Below are 19,233 nucleotides of genomic sequence, written 5' to 3' on the forward strand. Positions count from 1 at the left end.
CTATGTATGAGTTTTTAAAGGCGGGGGATGAGGTCATCTTTCCCGGGTTACTGGATATCAGGCTGATCGTCGAGGAGGTGTTTGAGAGCAGTGGAGCGATCCGTTGCAAATATTATGACGATCAACTAAAGAAGTTCATCAAAATCATGCTTCCCGCCAATGCGGTCGAAAGGACGCGGACGCGTGCCGCTATCCCTTCGGGTTCAAAGCCAGCCTGATACGTTGCGCGAGGTCTTCCAGGTGGTATTTCGTCAGGGTATCGGTCGTCAGCGGAATTGCCGTGAGCAGCTTTTGGCGGAGCCTGGTGAGCTCGGCCTTTGCGATGGAGGGCAGATCGGTATTCTTTGTGTTCGGACCGAAAAAGATGACGAGTCCCTGGAAGCTGCCGGATGTGCCGCCGGACGAAGAACCCGCAGCCGAGATCAGCGATTCCACATAGGTCTTCTGCAGGGCCCTTCGCCAGGGGTCGGTCGGCCGGTGGCTGTCGAGTTCGCTCCAGACGCCCTTGCGGACATCCCCGAGCAGATTTTCAACCGTGTATACTTTCGTTTGACCATAGCGGTTTGCCGACAAAAGGAGGCCGTTCAGCCGGTTTGTCGACAGCAGGCTGGAGAGGACCCCGGTCTGGATCGGGGAGACAGGGTCGCCGCTGCTGGGACTGCTGATCTTATTCAGGATGCTGTCGACCATCAGCCAGTGAGGTGTTTCGAAGAGTTGCGCATTGAGGAAAACGACCGCTTCGTGCTGGCGCGCGCGGGGGGCGGGTGCATAAACGTCTCCCGGTTGCTCGACGCTGTGGAAGGTCTCATAGACGCCTCCGACGTTCTTCAGCACGTGGTTCATGTACCGGTTGAACTGTGCGGTTGCCTGGCGGTACATTTCGGCGAGGTTCTCATATTTGTCCCCATCCTCTTTGGTCCATTCGGGCAGGCCGGCGATGATGCGCCGGAGGTTGAGGATGCCGTACTCACTCGCTTTTATACTGTTGTCCCCCAGGTCTTCCGTCTGCGAGCGGGGGTCCTGGTTGAAGCCTTCACCGCCGAACCAGAGGCGGGGATTGGAATGAAGGCTGTCGATGGTCCACTTATTGAGGATCTTTGCCTCCTCCTTCGGATCTTTTCCGCCGGCGTAGGCATAGCCCCAGCGGATGGCCCAACGATCATATTCCCCGATGCGCGGGAAGAGGTCTGCTTCGGGGATATTGTCCCCCGGCTGGGCGACATAGTTGAAACGGGCATAGTCCATGATCGAGGGCGTATGACCATGAACGTCGAGCCAGGCCTTGTCGCGTAATTTTTCAACGGGAACAGTGCTGCTGCTACCCATATTGTGGCGGAGGCCAAGCGTGTGGCCCACTTCATGAGACGACACGAAGCGGATGAGCTGACCCATGAGGCTGTCGTCGAGGTGCATCGCCCGGGCGCGGGGGTCTACCGCGCCGGCCTGGATCATGTACCAGTCGTGGAGGATCTCCATGATATTGTGGTACCAGCCGATATGGCTTTCGATTATCTCGCCGCTGCGGGGATCGTGGATATTGGGACCGTAAGCATTTTCTATATCCGACGCAAAATAGCGGAGGACGGAATAGCGGGCGTCCTCGAGGCTCATGGTCGTATCCGACTCCGGCCATTCGCGCGCCTCGATGGCGTCTTTGAAGCCCGCGGACTCGAAGGCCCGCTGCCAGTCATTGACCCCCTGGATGAGATAAGGCACCCATTTGCGCGGTGTTGCCGGATCGATATAGTAAATGATCGGTTTGGCAGGGCGGACCAATTCCCCGCGACGCCATTTCTCCCGGTCCTCGGGACGGGGCTCGAGGCGCCAGCGAACGACGAATTCCTGGTTCTCTATTTTCTGTTGTTCGTCGCTATAGACGACATAGTCGTCCGCAAAATAGCCCACCCGGGAGTCGAAGAGTCTCTTCGCCATCGGGGTCGGCGGCAGGAGGATGAACGAAGTGTTCAGCTCGAGGGTGACGGCGCCGGCGGCATCGGTGGGTGAAGAGAACGAAAGTCCGAAAGAAGCACCCATTCCACCCGAGGAGAAGGTCTTTACACTTCTTACTTCGGTATTTATCGGGTAGGTGTTGATATGTTCGATATAGCTTCTGTCCGAAGCCAGGCCGCCGAGGCGCATGCGGCTTTTGATGCCCTGCGGGATACTGATGATGAGGTTATCGCCTTTGAAAAAGTCGGTCACGTCGATGACGACGCTTGTGGAGTCCTTGCCATAGGCGCGGATCTCGAAGGCGGCGGCGATGGGGTTGACGCTGGAACTCTTTACGGCCTTATAGATCTTATTGGTGGTGTCGGCCATGCTGACGAGAGTGACTACCCGCAGGAACAGGACGTTGGAGGGGCCTTTCTCCCATTGGAGGGTTTGCTGGTTGGCCAGCTCACCGCCATAAAGTCCGCCGCCGGCGGCCGTTTTGCTGAAGCGGGTGATGGCCATAAATTCGCGGCCGAGCATGGAGTCGGGTATCTCGAAGAACCATTTTTCGTCCACCTTGTGGACGGTGAAAAGCCCCTGGTGGCTGATCGCTTTGTCGGTGATGACCTCTTTATAGGGTTTGGGGCCTTGTTTCGGCATACCGAAGCCGGGAAAGACGGGAAGCTTGGGTTTGGAGGTGTCGGCGGGCGCCGGGGTCGTGGGGCGATGTCTGCGTTGGGCGAGTGCGGGGGAGATCGTTGCTACGGCAATCGCCGCCATCCAAATGGCATTCTTGATTAAGTTCATATGAGGGGGGTAAAACTATACGATTTTTGGCTGTTAATACGTTAAAAAGATAAAAAAATTGAGACCTATCCCAATTCCTGCGATGCGCTGTCTGGCTTCGGCTTTGGCCCTGTTTTGGGCGATTTCTGCAACCGCCCGGCCGGGTGGTCCGGCCGATGACCAACATGCCCGGTTGCTGACCGGAAAGAGGCGCTCGCTGATCGCCTATGCCGGTGCGGGCCATTCCTTTACGTTGGAGGTCGCGCATAACGCCAAGCCTTCGGACGTCCCGGGATTTATCACCATCGACAAACAGATCCTGCAGGCCACGGTCATCCCCGTGGACAAGAACATCGATCTGCGTTCGATGTCGGAGGCCCGGGAGCGGGACATATTGCAGAAGTATATGGAGTACGAGCTGGACTATTACCGGAAGAAACTGAAGCAACGGTACAGCAACTTACAAAAAGAATGGATGACTTTGCAGGGCCGGCAATTTCTCGTTTGGTACTTCGACGCCCCGGAGAACGAGAAATTGATCAGCCGCCAGATATATGTATCCACGTTGTTTGATGACCAGGTGATGAGCCTGAATGCGCCCGTGTTCCGATCCGACGACTGGGGCAAGGCCCGGAGCCTGCTGGTGAAGCTGGCGGGAACGATGAAGACGTATGATAAGCGGGTGGATCTCGCCGTGTTAAGAAAGAAATTGTAGTATATTCGGAGGGCTATGAGACGAGCCCTCCTTTTTTTGCCGCTTCTGTTTGCGGCGTTTTCCCTTTTTGCGCAAGCCAACAGTGCCAATGCCCGAAAACATCCGGCCGAAATTCCCGGCAGCGGCGCCTATTTCCCGCCACGCGGCGAATGGGCGCATCGTGCCCCTTCGGCGCTCAACCTGGATTCCGGTGCGTTGGCTTCTGCCATCGCGTTTGCCCGCGAGCATGAGTCGAAGGCGCCGCGGGACCAGGCATTGGCGCAGTCCGAAAGTTTCGGCAAGGCCGAGCCCTTCGACGACATCGTCGGGCCGATGAAGACGCGGGGCGAGCCGACGGGCATCATCATTTACAAGGGATATATCGTCGCCGAATGGGGCGAGCCGAAACGCGTGGACATGACCCATAGCGTGACCAAGAGCTTTTTGTCATCGGTGATCGGCATAGCGGTGGACCGGGGGCTCATCGGCAGCGTCTTCGATACCGTGGCGGATTATGTTCCGCCGGTAGAAGTGTATGATCCTGTTTCGATGAAACAGGATCTCCTCTATCCCTTTGCAGGCGCCCATGACCGCCTGCTCACCTGGGACGTAATGCTGCGGCAGACCAGCGACTGGGAAGGCATCTTGTGGGGAAAACCCGATTGGGCAGACCGGCCGCAAGGCAAACCCGAAGAGTGGACCGCCCGGCCGCGCAATGCACCGGGCGCCGTATGGAAATACAATGATGTCCGGGTAAATGCGTTGGCGCTGGCGGCCACCTGCGTCTGGCGAAGACCGCTGCCGCAGGTGCTGAAGGAAACGATCATGGATCCGATCGGGGCTTCGACCACCTGGCGCTGGAACGGCTATCGCAATTCATGGATCGTGCTGGACGGCCAGCCCGTACAGTCGGTGAGTGGCGGCGGTCACTGGGGCGGCGGGATGTTCATCAACGCATACGATATGGGGCGGTTCGGATTGCTGACGCTGCATCGCGGAAACTGGAATGGGAGATCGCTGTTGTCGGAGCAGTGGGTAAAACAGGCCCTGACCCCTACCCCGGCCAACCCGGGCTATGGGTATATGAATTGGTTCCTGAACACGGACAGGAAATTGTTGCCGGGCGCGCCGGCTACGGCCTTCGTGCATATCGGCAACGGCACCAACTTCATCTATGTCGACCCGGAGCATGAGCTGGTCGCAGTCGTCCGATGGATCGAGAATTCGGCGATGGATGGGATGGTAAAAAAAATATTGAGCGCCCTTGGCGGAGAGGGTGCGAAAAAATAAGCGGAATGGAACTGGCAAAGACGTACAGGATCGAGACGGAACGACTGGTGATCCGGTGTTATCAGCCGGGCGATGCCCATATGATGCATGCAGCCATCACGGGAAGCATCGAGCATCTGCGGCCATGGGTCCCCTGGGCGCGGCAGGAGCCGAAGGAACTGGAGTGGATGGTGGGTTTTATCCGGATGTTCCGCGGGCAATTCGATCTTGGACAGGATGCAGTATATGGCATCTTCGATAAGACCGAGACCGAGCAGATCGGTGGAACGGGGTTGCACAACCGGATCGGGAAAGATGCCCGGGAGATCGGTTATTGGATCAATGTCAGGCACGCCAACAAAGGATACGCCACCGAGGCGGTGCAGGCCCTGATAAGGGTTGCGTTCGACATCGAGCAGATGCAGCGCCTGGAGATCCGCTGCGACCCCGGGAATGTCTTCAGCCGTCGAATCCCCTTGCGGTTGGGCTTCCGGCACGAGATGACGCTGCGCAGCAACTCAACCGATGGCGACGGCCGATTGGTCGATCTGATGGTATGGGCGTTAAGCCGCCGCGAGTACGACCTGTTCGAAGCCGACGATATTCCCCTGCGGGCGTACGATTTTATGGGTCAGCTTATTTCTTCCTGAGTTCCAGGTATCGAAGCATCGCTTCCACAAAGTAATAATCCGCATACGTCAGCGGCACGTCCACCTCGGAATGCGCCGGCAAATGGCCAACGCTGTGTTTCAGAAGGAACCCACCGTTGGAGCCGACGACGGCTTTGTAGTTGTTATCGGAGAGATTGACGATAATGGTTTCCGCGACATCGAGGTATCCCCGGGCCTCGGCCGGTTGGACGTAATGGCTGAGCTCGATGAGGGCAGAGGCCATGATGGCTGCGGCAGAAGCGTCTCTTAAAGCGTTTGGAATATTCGGCGCATTATAGTCCCAGTAAGGGATCTTGTCCGCCGGCAGGTTCGGATTGCTGAGCAGGAAATGCGCGATTTTACGGGCCTGTTCGAGGTATTGGGGATCGTGGGTGCAACGGTAGACCATAGTATAGCCATAGAGGCCCCAGGACTGGCCGCGCGCCCAGGCGGAAGAGTCGGCGAAGCCCTGGGCCGTCTTTTTGGCGAGGATGACGCCGGTGACGGAATCGTAGTCGACGACATGGAAAGAGCTGTAGTCGGGACGATAGTGGTTGCGCATCGTGGTGTTGGCATGCGTGACGGCTATTTTATAGAAGCTGCTGTCGCCGCTTTCATGGGTGGCCCAGAAGAGCAGCTCGAGGTTCATCATATTGTCGATGATGACGGGATAGTGCCAGGGCTTGCTGTCCCAGGACTTGATGCAGCCGACCGTGGGGTGGAAGCGGGTGCTGAGGGAGCGCGCGCTGTTGAGGAGGATCTCCTTATACCTGGGACTATCGGCAAACCGAAGGCCGTTGCCATAACTGCAGTACATCATGAACCCGAGGTCATGGGTGCCCTTGTTGTACTGTTCTTTCTCCAACAGCGCCAGCCGGCGCTGCGCCTCATTACCCAGCGCCGTATCATGAGAAAAGGAATATAATTCAAATAAAGTACCGGGATAGAAGCCGCTGGTCCACCAGCCGGCATCGCTGGTCTCGAGCCTGCCCGTATTGGCGTAGAACGTCTTTGGCATCCGGTCGGCAGGGACCTTTCCCATCAATACTTTATATTGGTTGACGGCCTGGCGGAGGTTGCCGTCGATCAGGCGCAGCACCGTGGGTTTGGGTTGGAGAAGGTCTTTTTTTTGCGCGGCGGCGTTCAAAGCCAGCCCTGCGAAGGACAGCAGGCAGAGTAATCGGTACATAGCCCGAAGATAAGGGGTAATTTTTTATCTTTGGACAATGAACGACAAATGGCAGGCTTTGGCAGCCTCACTGGATGGAGAGCTCTATGACGATAAGACAATGAGGACACTATACGCTACGGATGCGTCGGCCTACCGGGAGATCCCGCAGGCCGTAGCGGTTCCGGCAAGCGTAGACGATATCCGGAAGCTGATCGCCTTCGCCCGGGCAGAGAAGACCTCGCTGATCCCGCGCACCGCGGGAACCTCGCTTGCGGGTCAGGTCGTCGGAAAGGGCATCGTCGTCGATGTTTCCAAATATTTCACCGGCATCCTGGAACTGAACGTGGATGAGCGCTGGGTGCGCGTACAGCCCGGCGTTATCCGGGATGACCTCAACCTCTTCCTAAAGCCTTATGGGCTGCTTTTCGGCCCCGAGACGTCTACGGCCAACCGCGCGATGATCGGCGGGATGGTAGGCAACAATTCCTGTGGGAGCAATTCGGTGGTCTACCGGAGCACGCGGGAGCATCTGCTGGAGACGAAGGCCTTGCTGAGCGACGGGTCGGAAGTGGTCTTCGGGCCGCTTGGGCTGGATGCTTTTCATTCGAAGTGTGAGGGGCCGGGTCTCGAGGGCTCGGTGTATCGCGAGATCCGGCGGATGCTGAGCAACTATGACAACCAGGCAGGCATCCGCGAGCAGTTCCCCAAGGAGAGTATCGAACGGCGGAACACGGGCTATGCGCTGGACCTGTTGGTGGACACCGCCCCATTCACGGCCGGTGGGCCCGATTTCAACTTCTGTACATTGCTGGCGGGCTCGGAGGGGACGCTGGCCTTTCTGACGGAGATGAAGCTGAACCTTTCGCCGCTGCCGCCAAAAGAAACCGGGCTGCTATGCGTGCATTTCAATACCATCGACGAGTCGCTGCGGGCCAATCTTATCGCGCTTCGATACGGACCGACGGCCAGCGAGCTGATCGATCATTATATTCTCGAGTGCACCAAGGATAATATCGAACAGCGCAAGAACCGGTTCTTCGTACAGGGCGACCCGGGGGCGATCCTCGTCGTGGAGTTCAAGAAGGACACGCGCGAAGAAATAACCGCTATCGCGGCGAAGGTCGAAGCCGATATGCGGGCCGCCGGCCTGGGCTATCATTTCCCCTTGCTGTTTGGCGCAGATACGAGCCGCATCTGGTCGCTCCGTAAGGCCGGGCTTGGGCTGCTGAGCAATCTGCCGGGCGATGCCAAAGCGGTGCCGGTGATCGAGGATACGGCCGTCGACGTGAACGATCTGCCGGCCTATATTCGGGACTTCAATGAGATCCTGAAGAAATATGGACTCTATTCCGTTCACTACGCCCATGCCGGAAGCGGGGAGATACATCTGCGCCCGATCATCAACCTGAAGACCGTCGAGGGCAACCGGCTGTTCCGGACTATTGCCGAAGAGATCGCCACCCTCGTGAAAAAATACCGGGGATCACTCAGCGGCGAGCATGGCGACGGCAGACTGCGCGGGGAATTCATCCCCCAAATGGTAGGCCCGGCCAATTACCAGCTTTTTAAGAACATCAAGAAGAACTGGGACCCTGCTAACATCTTCAACCCCGGGAAGATCGTCGATACGCCGCCGATGAACGAGCACCTGCGATATGAACCCGGGCAACACACCCCCCCCTTCCCTACCCTGTTCCGGTTTCATCACCAGGATATCCTGCAACATGCCGAGCAGTGCAACGGCAGCGGGGATTGCCGGAAGACGCATTTGTCCGGTGGGACGATGTGCCCCTCCTTCATGGCGACGCGCAACGAGAAAGACACCACGAGAGCGAGGGCCAATATCCTGCGGGAGATGCTGACCCGGAGCGACAAGTTGAACCGGTATGACAACAAGGAGATCTACGATGTGATGGATCTTTGTCTCAGCTGCAAGGGGTGTAAGTCGGAGTGCCCTTCGAATGTGGATGTGGCCAAACTGAAGGCGGAGTTTCTCCAGCATTATTACGATGCCAATGGCGTGCCGATGCGGAGCCGGATGATCGCGTCGTTCTCGAAGAGTGCGAAGCTGGGCATGCTGGCGCCGGGGCTGTACAATTTCTTTGTCCAGCGGCGGTGGATGAAGCGGCTGGTAGGATTCGCACCGCAGCGGAGCATGCCGCTGCTGCACAAGACGACCTTGAAGAAATGGTTCGATGGGCGCCCGAAGAACAGCGGCGGCAGGAAGGTGTATCTCTTTTGCGACGAGTTCACGAACTATAATGACGTAACGATCGGGATGAAGGCGGTGGAGTTGCTGGAGAAGCTGGGCTACGAAGTGGTCATCCCCGAGCACACGGAGAGCGGGCGGACCTGGTTGTCGAAGGGGCTGGTGCGCGAAGCCAAAAAAATAGTCGACCGGAATCTCCGGCTGCTGGCGCCGCTGGTGTCGGCGGAGACGCCATTGGTGGGGATCGAGCCTTCGGCCATCCTGACTTTCCGGGATGAATATCCCGACCTGGCGGCCGATGAGTGGCTCACCGCGGCGCAGGAATTGGCCAAACACAGCTTTCTCATCGACGATTTCCTCGCCAGGGAGATCGACCTCGGGCATATCCGCGCGGACCAGTTCACCCAGGAGAAGAAGAAGGTGCTGTTACACGGGCACTGTCAGCAGAAGGCCCTGTCGTCGGTGGCGGGGAGCGTGAAGGTGCTGTCGTTACCGGCCAATTACAAAGTGAGTGTCGTTCCATCGGGTTGTTGCGGAATGGCAGGGTCCTTTGGCTATGAGGCGGAACATTACGGCATCTCCCAGCAGATCGGCGAATTGGTGCTGCTGCCTGCGGTGAGGAGACAGGAGGAGGAGACGATCATCGCCGCGCCGGGGACCAGCTGCCGGCACCAGATCAAGGACGGGACGGGGCGGGTCGCCAGGCACCCCGTAGAGGTGCTTTACGAGGCGCTGGCCATTTGACCGGGACAACTTAGCTTTGCACATCGTATGGCAGATACCAGGAACAAGACTACTACTTATAGCCGGAAGATGAATCCGCTGCTCAAGACCAATAATGACACCGGTTTTGGGACGAATGCGGCAAACTACGGGGGCAGGTTTATCAACCGGGACGGCACGTTCAACCTGCAGAAGGAAGGAGTCAATTTTTTCGAACGGTTCAGCATCTACCACAGCATGCTGTCCATGCCGCGCTGGAAGTTCATTTCCCTGCTGGTGCTTTTCTACATTTTTATCAACCTGATCTATTCGGTAATCTACCTGGCCGTCGGCGTCGACGGGCTGGCGGGGGTTGTGGCCACCACGCCCTGGGGCAGGTTCAAGGAAGCCTTCTTCTTCAGCGCGGAAACCTTTACCACCGTGGGTTATGGACGGGTGAATCCCGTGGGCGACGGCGCCAATGTCGTGGCCGCGATCGAGGCGATGAGCGGGTGGTTGTCCTTTGCGCTGGCCACCGGGCTTATCTTTGGCCGGTTCTCGAGGCCCAGGAGTTTTTTGATGTTCAGTGACTTTGCTCTTGTCAGCCCTTTCAGGGGAAAGACCGCGCTGATGTTCCGGTTCGCCCCCTACAAGGACAACCATACCCTGACGGACGTCCAGATCCGGGTGAACATCGGCTTGAAGATGATGCAGCCGGACGGCAATGCCGAGTATGTCTACTACGATCTGAACCTCGAACGGACAAAGGTGGAGAGTCTGCCGATGAACTGGACTGTCGTGCATCCCATCGACGAACAGAGCCCGTTGCAGGGGTTTACGGAGGAGGATATGGAGGCGTCCGATGTGGAGATCTATGTCCTCATCCGGGGGTTTGACGATGTTTATTCCAATTTCGTACAACAGCGGACTTCTTATACCTATCATGAGATCCGGTTCGACGGAAAATTCGTCCCGATGTACCGGGAGAGCGAGGATGGCAGAACCACCATCCTGGAACTGCAAAAATTGAACGAATACCGGGATTTAAAGAAGAGTTGATACTACAACCGCTTGTCCCGCTGTAATAAATCCTTATCCTTTTTAAGCTTTTGCCGTGGCAACCTATCAAAAATACCGACGTATCTGGATCGCTGGATCATCAAGCCACCATTGATTATTGAAATCCGCTAGCAAATACCTATACCTGGTTATTTCTCTTTTTTCCTTCCTGCGTCTGACGGCGCAGGACTCCTTGTCTTCCAATACGATAGATCTTGTCGACGTCGGCCGGTCGTTCCTGAAGGGCCATCGGAGCACCCGGGTGGACACGGTTCACCAGAAGATGGGCAAGCTGCATATCTCCGCATTGCCCGTGGCCGGCTATACCTTACAGACGGGTTTTGCGGGTGTCCTGAGCTGCAATTTCGCCTTTTATACCAGCGAGCACAGCCAGGCCAACCTGTCCAATGTGCTGACCAGCATCACTTATTCCCAGTACAAGCAGGTGATCCTCCCGGTCCAGGCCAATATCTGGACGAAGGGGAACAAGTACAATATCCAGACCGACTGGCGCTATCTCAAGTATCCCTCATTGACGTATGGGCTCGGAGGGAATACGAATGCGGACAGCGGTTACAACATCGATTACGGGTACCTGCGCCTCCATCAGGCCATTTTACGGAGCGTTACCAGGGACCTATATGTCGGGGTTGGGGTCGACCTGGACTATTTCTGGAATATCCGGGAAGTGGACCCACCGTTCGGCAAGCCGACCGACCTGGAAAAATATGGGTTGACGAAGACCGAACAGGCGGCGGGTGTATCCTTGCATTTTCTCTATGACGACCGGCGCAACCCCATCAATCCCCTCAAAGGCGCCTTTGCCAGTGTCACCTGGCGGCCGAATTTCACCTTCCTGGGCAGCGACGATAACTGGCAGTCCTTGCTGGTCGATGCCCGGAAATTCATTCCTTTCCCCGGCAGCACTCACAATGTGTTGGCGCTGTGGACCTACGACTGGTTTACCGTGGGTGGGGGCAAGCCGCCTTATCTGCTGCTGCCCAGTACCGGTTGGGATGCCTACAGCAATACCGCGCGGGGATATATCCAGGGACGGTATCGGAGCCGGAACATGCTCTACTTCGAGTCGGAATACCGCTTTGGCCTCACTCCGAACGGGCTGCTGGGAGGAGTCCTGTTCGCCAACGCCCAGTCCTTCTCCGAACTGGCCACGGGACAATTTACCTATATTCAACCCGGCTATGGACTTGGGTTCCGGATCAGCCTGAACAAGTTCTCCCGCACCAATCTGTGCGTCGATTACGGCTGGGGCTCGCATGGATCGGGTGGTTTTTTTGTCAACCTGGGTGAAGTATTTTGAGTACCTTCCCGATATGAGAAAATTACCCGCACTGCTGACGGCGCAAATGGCGCTGCTTGTGGCGCTGCTGTTGTTTTGCAACGCCGGTTTCCCCCAACAAAAGAACCCCCGCCTGGGCAACGCCAGCCGGGAGGACAGGAATGGTTGGATCTATGTCCACCTCGAAGGGAGCCCGAAGGATATCGGGTTCCAGAACGGCTATTTGCTGGCCACGGAGATCGACGATCTGATCCGGGCGATGAAGCTGGTTCTGCCGCATGAGTCGGGCAAGGACTGGGCCTTCTACAAAGCGTTTGTGAAGAAGGCGTTCTGGGACAAGATCGACCCCGAATACCAGGAGGAGATAACCGGGATCACGGAGGGACTAAAGGCCAGGGGTAAGTCTTATGACGTGCACGATATCGTGGTGCTGAACGGGAATATCGAACTTTCGCAATATTATGTCCCTGCGCTGGCGGAGAAGGCGCATCCGGGATCGGCCGCCGCCAATAACAAAGCGCCTGGAAACTGCAGTGGATTCATCGCTACGGGCAGCTATACGGCCGACGGGCAGATCGCTATCGGTCATAACAACTGGACGGACTTTGTGTACGGCGAGCGGTGGAATGTCATCGCGGATATCATCCCGCAAACGGGGAACCGGCTGTTCATGGATATGATGCCGGGGTTTATCCATAGCGGGGACGATTTCGTGGTCACCGGTGGCGGCATGCTGATCACGGAAACAACGATCACCCAATTCAAGGGATTTGACGAGAAGGGCATTCCCGAATTTGTGCGGGCGCGGAAAGCGGCCCAATATGCAAATAGCATCGATGACTTCGTCCAGATCATGACCACCGGGAATAACGGCGGTTATGCAAATGACTGGCTGGTCGGGGACACGAAGACCAACGAGATCGCGAAAGTGGAGCTGGGACTGAAGAATCACCCGGTATGGCGGACCAGGGATGGGATATATACGGGTAGCAACTGGGCGGCCGATGAGAAGTTGATCAAAGAGGAAACGACCTTCGACCCGGCAGACAGCACGAATTCCCCCAACAGCCGGAGGCGGCGCTGGGAGCGGCTTAGCGCCGATCACAAGGGGAAGATCGACGCGGAGACCGCGAAGATGATCGAGGGCGATACGTATAATCAGCTGACCGGGGCGAAGGAAGCGAGCCGGTGTGTGATCGCGGGCCGGGTCGACACGGACCCGAAGGGATGTCCGGAATGGGGATGGGGGCCTTATTTTCCCGGGGGGACGGTGCAGGGGAAGGTGACGACGGCGGCGCTTGCGCGGGAGTTGAAGTTCTGGGCGCATATGGGCAATCCGAGTGGCGAGGATTTTTTGGCGGCGCCCTTTTTTACGGCCCATCCGGAATATGAATGGTTGTCGAGATACCTTCATGATATGAAGGCGTGGCCGTGGACGTTGTTCGAAGCGAAGCATTAAAAAAAGAGGGTAACGTAGCGGTGGGTCGTCCGTACATTACCCCATAAATGCATTACTAGTTGCGCAGATGATCAGATGTTGTTACAGGTTCGTCACAGGAAATTAAGTTGGGTCAGGTTAGGAGGCGAACTTAGGCGTTAAGCCACAATTACCGTACCATTTTGGTTTGAGCCTCTGGGTTTTTTAAAATTTACCCGCCGGCTCAAACCGTCTAATTATTTGGCTTTCAGCCAAGCCGGCTGTGCCGGCTTTTGCTGGTTTCATAGATCAATCGCCTGATTCTTGATCCTGATCACCGAAAAACTATATGGACCGAGAGTTGGAGTGATGGTTTTGCCGCGGCAGAGCATCTTTATTGCGACAGGGCTGATGGCCGTTGGGTTGTCGAGGCTGTTGACGGCGCCGGGTTCTGCGGCTGTGAGGACCAGGGCTGTCGCCGGGGCATTGGATTTGCGAATTCCCGCGAGCCGGATCGTGGGAGATTGCGCCTGAGCCGTGGTATTGACGAGTTTGAGGATGATCTCGTGTGAGGCCGTATCAATGGCAGCAGAGGCATAAAGACCGTCCTGCCCTGCGAGGGGTTGACCGTTGCGCGTGAGGGCGAGCGTGGCATCGCCTTTATTCGTCGCGAAGAGCTTTTGAACATAGTAGTCGGGAGTGCCATAGGAGCCGATGTTGTCAAACCAGATCAGGTCGGGGGCCCATTGCCAGCCGTCGATATGGGCGAAGAGCGGGGCATAGGAAGCCATGCGGACCACCCCCGCGTTGCGTTCGAGCCCGGTCATGAAGGCGGCTTCCGCCAGGGCGCATTGCCAGTTGTTCCTGTTATTGACGGATACCACCTTGTCGCTTTGCGCGGCGTATTCGCCGGCAAAGATCATGGGTCCGCCGCGATCGTAGTGGTCGTAGCGGGTTGCATTCTGAAGGAACCATTCCGGGTTCCGGTAGTAATGTTCGTCGAGGATATCGGCGTGCAGCCGTCGGAGCGTATCGTTGAGAAAATCGAATTTCTCCCCGTTGGGGTCGGGGCCGGTGCTGTTGACCAGGAGGATGCCGGGGTATCTTGCCTTAATGGCCTGCTGGAAGACTTTATAGCGTTCGATATATTGGGGTCCCCATTGTTCGTTCCCAACTCCCATCATTTTCAGGTGAAAAGGTTCCGGATGGCCCATGGCCGCCCGGAGACCGCCCCATTTCGTAGAGGGGTCACCGTTGGCAAACTCGATGAGATCGAGGGCGTCCTGCACATAGGCATCGATATCGGGCATCGCCACTACTTCGGAGGTGTTGAACTGGCAGGCCATGCCGCAGTTGAGTATCGGCAGGGGCTCGGCGCCGATGTCCTCGGCCAGCTGGAAATATTCGAAGAAGCCCAGACCGAAGGACTGGAAATAGTCGGGCGTCAGCCGGTGAGCAAATTCAGTGTTCCAGCGATTGATGATCCCCTTGCGGCGCTCGACCGGACCGACCGTATTCTTCCATTGATAGCGATTGGTCAGATCCCGTCCTTCCACGATACATCCTCCCGGGAAGCGGATGAAGCCGGGGTGCATATCGGCAAGGAGCTGAACGAGATCGGGGCGGAGGCCGTTCGCCCGATGCTTCCAGGTATGGTCGGGGAACAGCGAGATCATGTCGAGATCGACGCTGCCCTGGCCATCGAAGCCGATGTAAATAGGTCTCGCCTTTTTTGATCCCCATGCCGCGGAAGCCTTCATTCCCGAGACCGTAAGGGGCGTCGGTGTAGTGGCCGACACGGATATAGCGAGGATTGTCGGGGTTTTCGGCCGAGCGGTTAAGGACGAGGAGGCTGGCAGTGCCTGGAAGGGAAGGATGCTCTTTCCAGCCCATCAGCGGACTGGTGAACTCGAAGGACCGGTTCTTGACCAGCTCGGCGTAGAGGCCGCCGTCGGCGGCCATATTGATGTCCTCGAAGAAGATGCCCCACATCGTGGGCTGAATGGCGGCAACCGTCTTATCTGCCTGAAGGACAATATCCTGGGCGGCCAGCTGTTGTATAAACAGGACAAAGATCAGCTGCCAAAAAAACAACCTTTTGCGATTACGTTTTGACTGGCGGCGTTGACTATTGTTAACCATTGTACCTTATTAAAAGTAAATCATGAGCGAAAAAAGGACGGATCAATTGCTTTTATTCAGTGAATTCATTGATTTCTATTATCCTTCCATCTATTCGGCCATTACGAAGCTGACCGGGGTCACCGATGAAAAGGACCTCGGGAACATCACTATGGATATCTTCGACGAACTTTGGCGAACCCGCGACCAGGTGCTGACCGAACTCCGCCCGCCGGCGTTCATCTATAAAATACTGATCCGGCATGTCTTTGTCTACCTGCGGAAGCAAGGGGCGGAGGACCGGATCTCGGCCTTGCAGAGTATCCTCTACTCATTGCCGGAAGATACGGAATAAAATAAGGAGGATGGCGACGGCGGCGATGATAGCGGCAACCGTCCAGGTACGGGCCGGGCGGCGGCCCAACAAGCTATTTCGCAGGGGGATCTCCCGGACGGCGTTGACGCGACCGTCCTTTATTTTTTGCACAACCTTCCGGACCTCGGTATCGATGGTCCTGCCGGGCAACGGTTTCAGGTTCAACTCAAGGGCGGCAATCGCCGCTTTTGCCTGGTTGACCAATTCCCCTTTTTCGGGATTGTGAGCCACCCAGTTGGTCCAGAAATCCGCCTCGGGCCCCTCAGGGTTGAGCACCCAGTTACGAAAGCTGCGGGAGAAGGCGAGGTCCTCGAGAGTGCTATAATCTTCGATTGACATTCGTAAAAATGAATTTTCTGACCTTGCGGAGGCGGCGGAGCGCGTCGTTGAGAAGGTTTTGCACCGACTGACCGCTAAGGGACATGATCCCGGCGATGTCTTCGGCGTAGGCGTCCATATGGAACCGGAGATAGATCACCTCCTGCTGGCGGCGGGAGAGGCCGGCCAGCGATCTGCGCATCTTACGGGCGAGATCGGCGAGTTGTTCTTCGCGGATCAGGCTGCCGCCGATAGGAGGGCTGTTGAAGAGATATTCGAACTGGGGCTCGACAGCCCGGCGGGAGCGGCTGATGGTCCTCGTAAGGTTATGGCGAAGGGATCGGAGGAGATCGTATTTTATAAAGGAGGTTTCGCTGACGGTGAGCCTGTTGAGCCAAAGGGTAAGGAAGAGGTCCTGGATACAGTCCCTGACCAGCCCGGTGTCTTTTGTGAACCGGGTGCCGTAGTTGAAGAGGTCCTGGTAGTGGGCACGCATCAATTCACCGAAGGCATCGGCGTCGCCGTTGCGGAACTTGTTCCAGAGAAGGAGATTTTCGTCCAGTAGATTGACGGAGGCCATTGCAGGTCGTTAGTTTGGCGTTGGGTGTTGAAGATACGAATTTTCCGCTAATAATTGGCCTTCGGCCGGTGAGCCCCGCCCCCGGTTTTTATAAGTCTGCGAGGTCGATGATGTGATTTTGCAGGGCGAAGCGGATGATCCCGGCGATGTTCCGGGCGCCGATGCGTTTGGAGATATTACTGCGGTATTGTTCGACGGTGCGCTCGGAAAGGTATACCTGGGTGCTGATCTCCCGGGCCGTCTTTTGCTGGCAGATGAGCCGGATGATCTCTATTTCCTTGGCAGAGAAGCCGGTATTGGCGACGATGAGGCGGGGGTGCTCTTCTTCCGGGAAGACGCGGTGGATGATATGATTGCGGGCCTCCCGGCAGAAATATTCCTTTCCTTCGAGGAGGGTACACACGGCGTGAACGAATTCTTCATCGTTCTCACTTTTTATGACATAGCCATGGACGCCGGCGCCGAACATCTTGAGGACTGCGGCGGAATAGCCGTTGAAGGAATAGGCGAGGATACGCGTGGCGGGACAACGGTATTTGATCTCTTTTACAATGGTGTCGCCTGTGCCGTCGGGCAGGACATAGTCGACGATGACCAGCTGCGGCCGGCGTTGGGTAGCCAGGCTCAGGCCGGCGGCGGCGGTGTTGGCCTGCCAGATGTCCTGGAACCGGTTGCCGATGAGCAGGCGGATACCGTTGACGATCATATTATGGTCATCGATCACAAGCAGGGAGCCGTAATGTTTCAAGGATGCACTCATAATAACGGGATTGAAAGCGCGACGGTGTAGCCGTTGGGAAAATTATTGTTGAGCTCAAAGCGGCCCCGCAGGGACGCGGTTCGTTCGTTGATATTTTGCAGGCCGATGCCCCCCCCGGCGGAGGGATCGAAGCCCTTGCCGTCATCGGTGTAGTCGATCTGCAGGTTATGAGGGACCCCTTTCAGGACGATGACAATAGTATTACAGGCCGCATGTTTGATGGAATTGGAGATCAGCTCGTGCACGATCCTGGACAGGTGGGTCATCTGGAAGTGGCTGAGGATGACATTGCCGTTCTCGACGGTGAGGGTGAAGGCGATGCCGGTCGCTTCGCGGATCTTTTCCAGCATGGCATTGAGGTCGCGGCCCAGTGCACTGATAGTGCCGAGCCGGCTGGATTTGAGGTCATGGGAAATGCCGCGGACGGCCTCCATGATCTGGCCGATCTGCCCCTTCAACTGGTCGAGGCCTTCGGAGGAGTAGCGGTCGGACTCCTTTTTTACGAGGGCATTGGCATAGAGGAGCATCGGCCCTACGGTGTCGTGGAAGTTGCTGGCCAGGTGGCCCTGGAGCCGGAGGAGACGATGCTGCTGGCGGGCATGGTAGACAAGAAAGGCGGAGAGACCGCCCAAAACGATCAGGGTCAGGATAAAGAAGAGTAAGAGATTGGACTGGTGGGCGGCGCGTCTGCCTTCTTCGGCCCGAAGTAGCCCGGCGCGGGCATTCTCTGCTTCCGCCAGGGCGTAGAGATTGTTGTCACGGTCGGAGCTGACGCTGTAAAAGGCCGAGTCGCGGAGAAGCCAGGCCTTGTGAAGCGCCTGCCAGGCTTCCGCATATCTCCCTTCGTGAGCCAACAGGCGGCTGTCGTTTATCAGCAGGAAACCGGGGTCGGTGACCGCATATGCGGCGTTTGGCCCATGTCCGTTCAATATCTGCAGATAGCGGCGGGCGCTGTCCACCTGGTTATGGTCGAAATAAAATTCCACGGCCTCGGTGTACAGTGACACGGCGTAATCGGCTTTCAGCCGGGCGGGAAAATCCGGGGATTCGACGTCGCGCATAGCCGCGTTGAGAAGATCCCGGGCCTTGCCGGTGTGGCCAAGGCTCAGCTCGTTACGGTAGGCCGTATTGTGCCGGAGATAGTCATAGTTTCGGAACGACGCGGCATATTTCTCCGGATGCAGCCGGACATTCTGCTGGATCGCTTCCGCCAGCGTGTAAGCGCTGTCGCGGGCCGCCGCATCGCCCGTCTTCGCATAGGTGTAGACCGCCGTCTGGAGAATGCTCAGCGCCACGAAGACCTGTTCAGGGCTTGTTCTGCCCGACGTGACGGCGGCAGGGATTCCGCGGAGGGCCGGGGCCAGGGCGAGCAGCCTGATGATCACTTTTGCATAATCCCTGTTGTTGTAATATAAGGAAAGCGCAAACAGATCGCTATGAGCCAGATCACCCTTTTCAAAAAGACCGGCCTTTATTCTTTCCTCGTTGTTCTTCTCTGAATAATAGATCGCGGACCCGAACTTATGGGTATTGTATGCATTGAGCGCCAAATAAGTGTAATAGTAGGCCCGTTGGCGGTGCAGGGCCGGATCGCCGAAGGCGATCTTCTGGTAAGAAGAGAGTAATTGGGGGAGACTGTCATCCGCTTCCAGCATCGGCGCGATGGAGTCTATCGCTCTGCAATAATCCGTATCTTTCAGCACGCCGGCCTGAAGCCGGGCTTCCAGGTAGGCCCACCGGTATTTCAGAGAATCGGACAGCTGGGCCTGTCCAATAAGACCGGTTATAACGCTCAGTACCGTGAAAAGGGATTTTAGCCAATTCCAACACCGCATGATCAAATGTAAATAAAAAACAATACAATAGTACTTGTTCAATTCTTATTGCGG

The 19,233-nt window shown here is 56.8% G+C and carries 17 protein-coding genes; 10 read left to right on the top strand and 7 right to left on the bottom strand.

Features of this window, described 5'->3' with window-relative positions:
* Positions 1–2: 2 nt before the first annotated feature.
* Positions 3–218 carry a hypothetical protein gene (locus tag VHE34_RS23350; RefSeq protein WP_325592415.1) on the top strand — a complete coding sequence of 72 codons (216 nt, stop codon included), beginning with the start codon at positions 3–5 and terminating at the stop codon, positions 216–218.
* On the opposite strand, the gene VHE34_RS23355 is transcribed toward VHE34_RS23350, so the two are convergent.
* The gene (locus VHE34_RS23355; protein ID WP_325592417.1) at positions 190–2,739 is read right to left on the bottom strand and encodes a zinc-dependent metalloprotease; all 2,550 of its coding nucleotides are present in this window, start codon (positions 2,737–2,739) and stop codon (positions 190–192) included. The genes VHE34_RS23350 and VHE34_RS23355 overlap by 29 nt on opposite strands.
* Positions 2,740–2,797: 58 nt before the next feature.
* On the opposite strand from VHE34_RS23355, the gene VHE34_RS23360 reads away from it, so the two are divergent.
* Genes VHE34_RS23360 through VHE34_RS23370 form a run of 3 tightly spaced genes read left to right on the top strand, consistent with a single transcriptional unit; the run spans position 2,798 to position 5,331 of the window.
* Positions 2,798–3,433 carry a hypothetical protein gene (locus tag VHE34_RS23360; RefSeq protein WP_325592419.1) on the top strand — a complete coding sequence of 212 codons (636 nt, stop codon included), beginning with the start codon at positions 2,798–2,800 and terminating at the stop codon, positions 3,431–3,433.
* Between the two features lie 15 nt (positions 3,434–3,448).
* Positions 3,449–4,702 carry a serine hydrolase gene (locus VHE34_RS23365; protein WP_325592420.1) on the top strand — a complete coding sequence of 418 codons (1,254 nt, stop codon included), beginning with the start codon at positions 3,449–3,451 and terminating at the stop codon, positions 4,700–4,702.
* A gap of 5 nt (positions 4,703–4,707) precedes the next feature.
* Positions 4,708–5,331, top strand: coding sequence for a GNAT family protein (locus VHE34_RS23370; RefSeq protein WP_325592422.1), 624 nt, complete (start codon positions 4,708–4,710; stop codon positions 5,329–5,331).
* Here VHE34_RS23370 and VHE34_RS23375 read toward each other — a convergent pair.
* A complete protein-coding gene (locus tag VHE34_RS23375; protein ID WP_325592423.1) occupies positions 5,318–6,520 on the bottom strand; it encodes a glucuronyl hydrolase in 1,203 nt (400 codons plus the stop codon). The genes VHE34_RS23370 and VHE34_RS23375 overlap by 14 nt on opposite strands.
* A 37-nt stretch (positions 6,521–6,557) precedes the next feature.
* On the opposite strand from VHE34_RS23375, the gene VHE34_RS23380 reads away from it, so the two are divergent.
* From VHE34_RS23380 to VHE34_RS23395, 4 genes are all read left to right on the top strand, one after another.
* Positions 6,558–9,455: an FAD-binding and (Fe-S)-binding domain-containing protein gene (locus tag VHE34_RS23380; protein ID WP_325592425.1), complete on the top strand. Its 2,898-nt coding sequence runs from the start codon at positions 6,558–6,560 to the stop codon at positions 9,453–9,455.
* 27 nt (positions 9,456–9,482) lie between these two features.
* Positions 9,483–10,472: an ion channel gene (locus VHE34_RS23385; RefSeq protein WP_325592427.1), complete on the top strand. Its 990-nt coding sequence runs from the start codon at positions 9,483–9,485 to the stop codon at positions 10,470–10,472.
* 118 nt (positions 10,473–10,590) lie between these two features.
* Positions 10,591–11,793: a hypothetical protein gene (locus tag VHE34_RS23390; protein ID WP_325592429.1), complete on the top strand. Its 1,203-nt coding sequence runs from the start codon at positions 10,591–10,593 to the stop codon at positions 11,791–11,793.
* 13 nt (positions 11,794–11,806) lie between these two features.
* The gene (locus VHE34_RS23395) at positions 11,807–13,231 is read left to right on the top strand and encodes a C45 family peptidase (RefSeq protein ID WP_325592431.1); all 1,425 of its coding nucleotides are present in this window, start codon (positions 11,807–11,809) and stop codon (positions 13,229–13,231) included.
* A gap of 260 nt (positions 13,232–13,491) precedes the next feature.
* Here VHE34_RS23395 and VHE34_RS23400 read toward each other — a convergent pair whose 3' ends face one another.
* Positions 13,492–14,988 (bottom strand): alpha-L-arabinofuranosidase C-terminal domain-containing protein, encoded by a 1,497-nt coding sequence (locus VHE34_RS23400; protein ID WP_325592433.1) that lies wholly within the window; start codon positions 14,986–14,988, stop codon positions 13,492–13,494.
* A gap of 76 nt (positions 14,989–15,064) precedes the next feature.
* On the opposite strand from VHE34_RS23400, the gene VHE34_RS23405 reads away from it, so the two are divergent.
* Positions 15,065–15,304, top strand: a complete 240-nt coding sequence (locus VHE34_RS23405) for a hypothetical protein (RefSeq protein ID WP_325592435.1) — start codon at positions 15,065–15,067, stop codon at positions 15,302–15,304.
* 49 nt (positions 15,305–15,353) lie between these two features.
* On the top strand, positions 15,354–15,665 hold the full coding sequence (locus VHE34_RS23410) for a hypothetical protein (protein WP_325592437.1): 312 nt from the start codon (positions 15,354–15,356) through the stop codon (positions 15,663–15,665).
* On the opposite strand, the gene VHE34_RS23415 is transcribed toward VHE34_RS23410, so the two are convergent.
* The 4 genes from VHE34_RS23415 to VHE34_RS23430 form a co-directional block, all read right to left on the bottom strand.
* The gene (locus VHE34_RS23415; protein ID WP_325592439.1) at positions 15,642–16,025 is read right to left on the bottom strand and encodes a hypothetical protein; all 384 of its coding nucleotides are present in this window, start codon (positions 16,023–16,025) and stop codon (positions 15,642–15,644) included. The genes VHE34_RS23410 and VHE34_RS23415 overlap by 24 nt on opposite strands.
* Positions 16,006–16,584 (bottom strand): sigma-70 family RNA polymerase sigma factor, encoded by a 579-nt coding sequence (locus VHE34_RS23420; RefSeq protein ID WP_325592441.1) that lies wholly within the window; start codon positions 16,582–16,584, stop codon positions 16,006–16,008. The genes VHE34_RS23415 and VHE34_RS23420 overlap by 20 nt, the downstream gene beginning before the upstream one ends.
* 88 nt (positions 16,585–16,672) lie before the next feature.
* Positions 16,673–17,344, bottom strand: coding sequence for a response regulator transcription factor (locus VHE34_RS23425; protein ID WP_325592443.1), 672 nt, complete (start codon positions 17,342–17,344; stop codon positions 16,673–16,675).
* Positions 17,341–19,179, bottom strand: a complete 1,839-nt coding sequence (locus tag VHE34_RS23430; protein WP_325592445.1) for a sensor histidine kinase — start codon at positions 19,177–19,179, stop codon at positions 17,341–17,343. Before VHE34_RS23430 ends, VHE34_RS23425 begins: the two co-directional genes overlap by 4 nt.
* Positions 19,180–19,233: the final 54 nt, after the last annotated feature.

Source organism: Puia sp. (genome assembly GCF_035546395.1).
In the GTDB taxonomy this organism is placed as follows: Bacteria; Bacteroidota; Bacteroidia; order Chitinophagales; family Chitinophagaceae; genus Puia.

What these genes read in the sequence shown, in the direction of transcription:
- VHE34_RS23410 (WP_325592437.1), top strand. Translation starts at nt 15,354, where the DNA reads ATGAGCGAAAAAAGGACGGATCAATTGCTTTTATTCAGTGAATTCATT.
- VHE34_RS23405 (WP_325592435.1), top strand. Translation starts at nt 15,065, where the DNA reads ATGCTCTTTCCAGCCCATCAGCGGACTGGTGAACTCGAAGGACCGGTT.
- VHE34_RS23415 (WP_325592439.1), bottom strand. Translation starts at nt 16,025, where the DNA reads ATGTCAATCGAAGATTATAGCACTCTCGAGGACCTCGCCTTCTCCCGC.
- VHE34_RS23420 (WP_325592441.1), bottom strand. Translation starts at nt 16,584, where the DNA reads ATGGCCTCCGTCAATCTACTGGACGAAAATCTCCTTCTCTGGAACAAG.
- VHE34_RS23375 (WP_325592423.1), bottom strand. Translation starts at nt 6,520, where the DNA reads ATGTACCGATTACTCTGCCTGCTGTCCTTCGCAGGGCTGGCTTTGAAC.
- VHE34_RS23430 (WP_325592445.1), bottom strand. Translation starts at nt 19,179, where the DNA reads ATGCGGTGTTGGAATTGGCTAAAATCCCTTTTCACGGTACTGAGCGTT.
- VHE34_RS23425 (WP_325592443.1), bottom strand. Translation starts at nt 17,344, where the DNA reads ATGAGTGCATCCTTGAAACATTACGGCTCCCTGCTTGTGATCGATGAC.
- VHE34_RS23380 (WP_325592425.1), top strand. Translation starts at nt 6,558, where the DNA reads ATGAACGACAAATGGCAGGCTTTGGCAGCCTCACTGGATGGAGAGCTC.
- VHE34_RS23385 (WP_325592427.1), top strand. Translation starts at nt 9,483, where the DNA reads ATGGCAGATACCAGGAACAAGACTACTACTTATAGCCGGAAGATGAAT.
- VHE34_RS23365 (WP_325592420.1), top strand. Translation starts at nt 3,449, where the DNA reads ATGAGACGAGCCCTCCTTTTTTTGCCGCTTCTGTTTGCGGCGTTTTCC.
- VHE34_RS23355 (WP_325592417.1), bottom strand. Translation starts at nt 2,739, where the DNA reads ATGAACTTAATCAAGAATGCCATTTGGATGGCGGCGATTGCCGTAGCA.
- VHE34_RS23350 (WP_325592415.1), top strand. Translation starts at nt 3, where the DNA reads ATGTATGAGTTTTTAAAGGCGGGGGATGAGGTCATCTTTCCCGGGTTA.
- VHE34_RS23395 (WP_325592431.1), top strand. Translation starts at nt 11,807, where the DNA reads ATGAGAAAATTACCCGCACTGCTGACGGCGCAAATGGCGCTGCTTGTG.
- VHE34_RS23370 (WP_325592422.1), top strand. Translation starts at nt 4,708, where the DNA reads ATGGAACTGGCAAAGACGTACAGGATCGAGACGGAACGACTGGTGATC.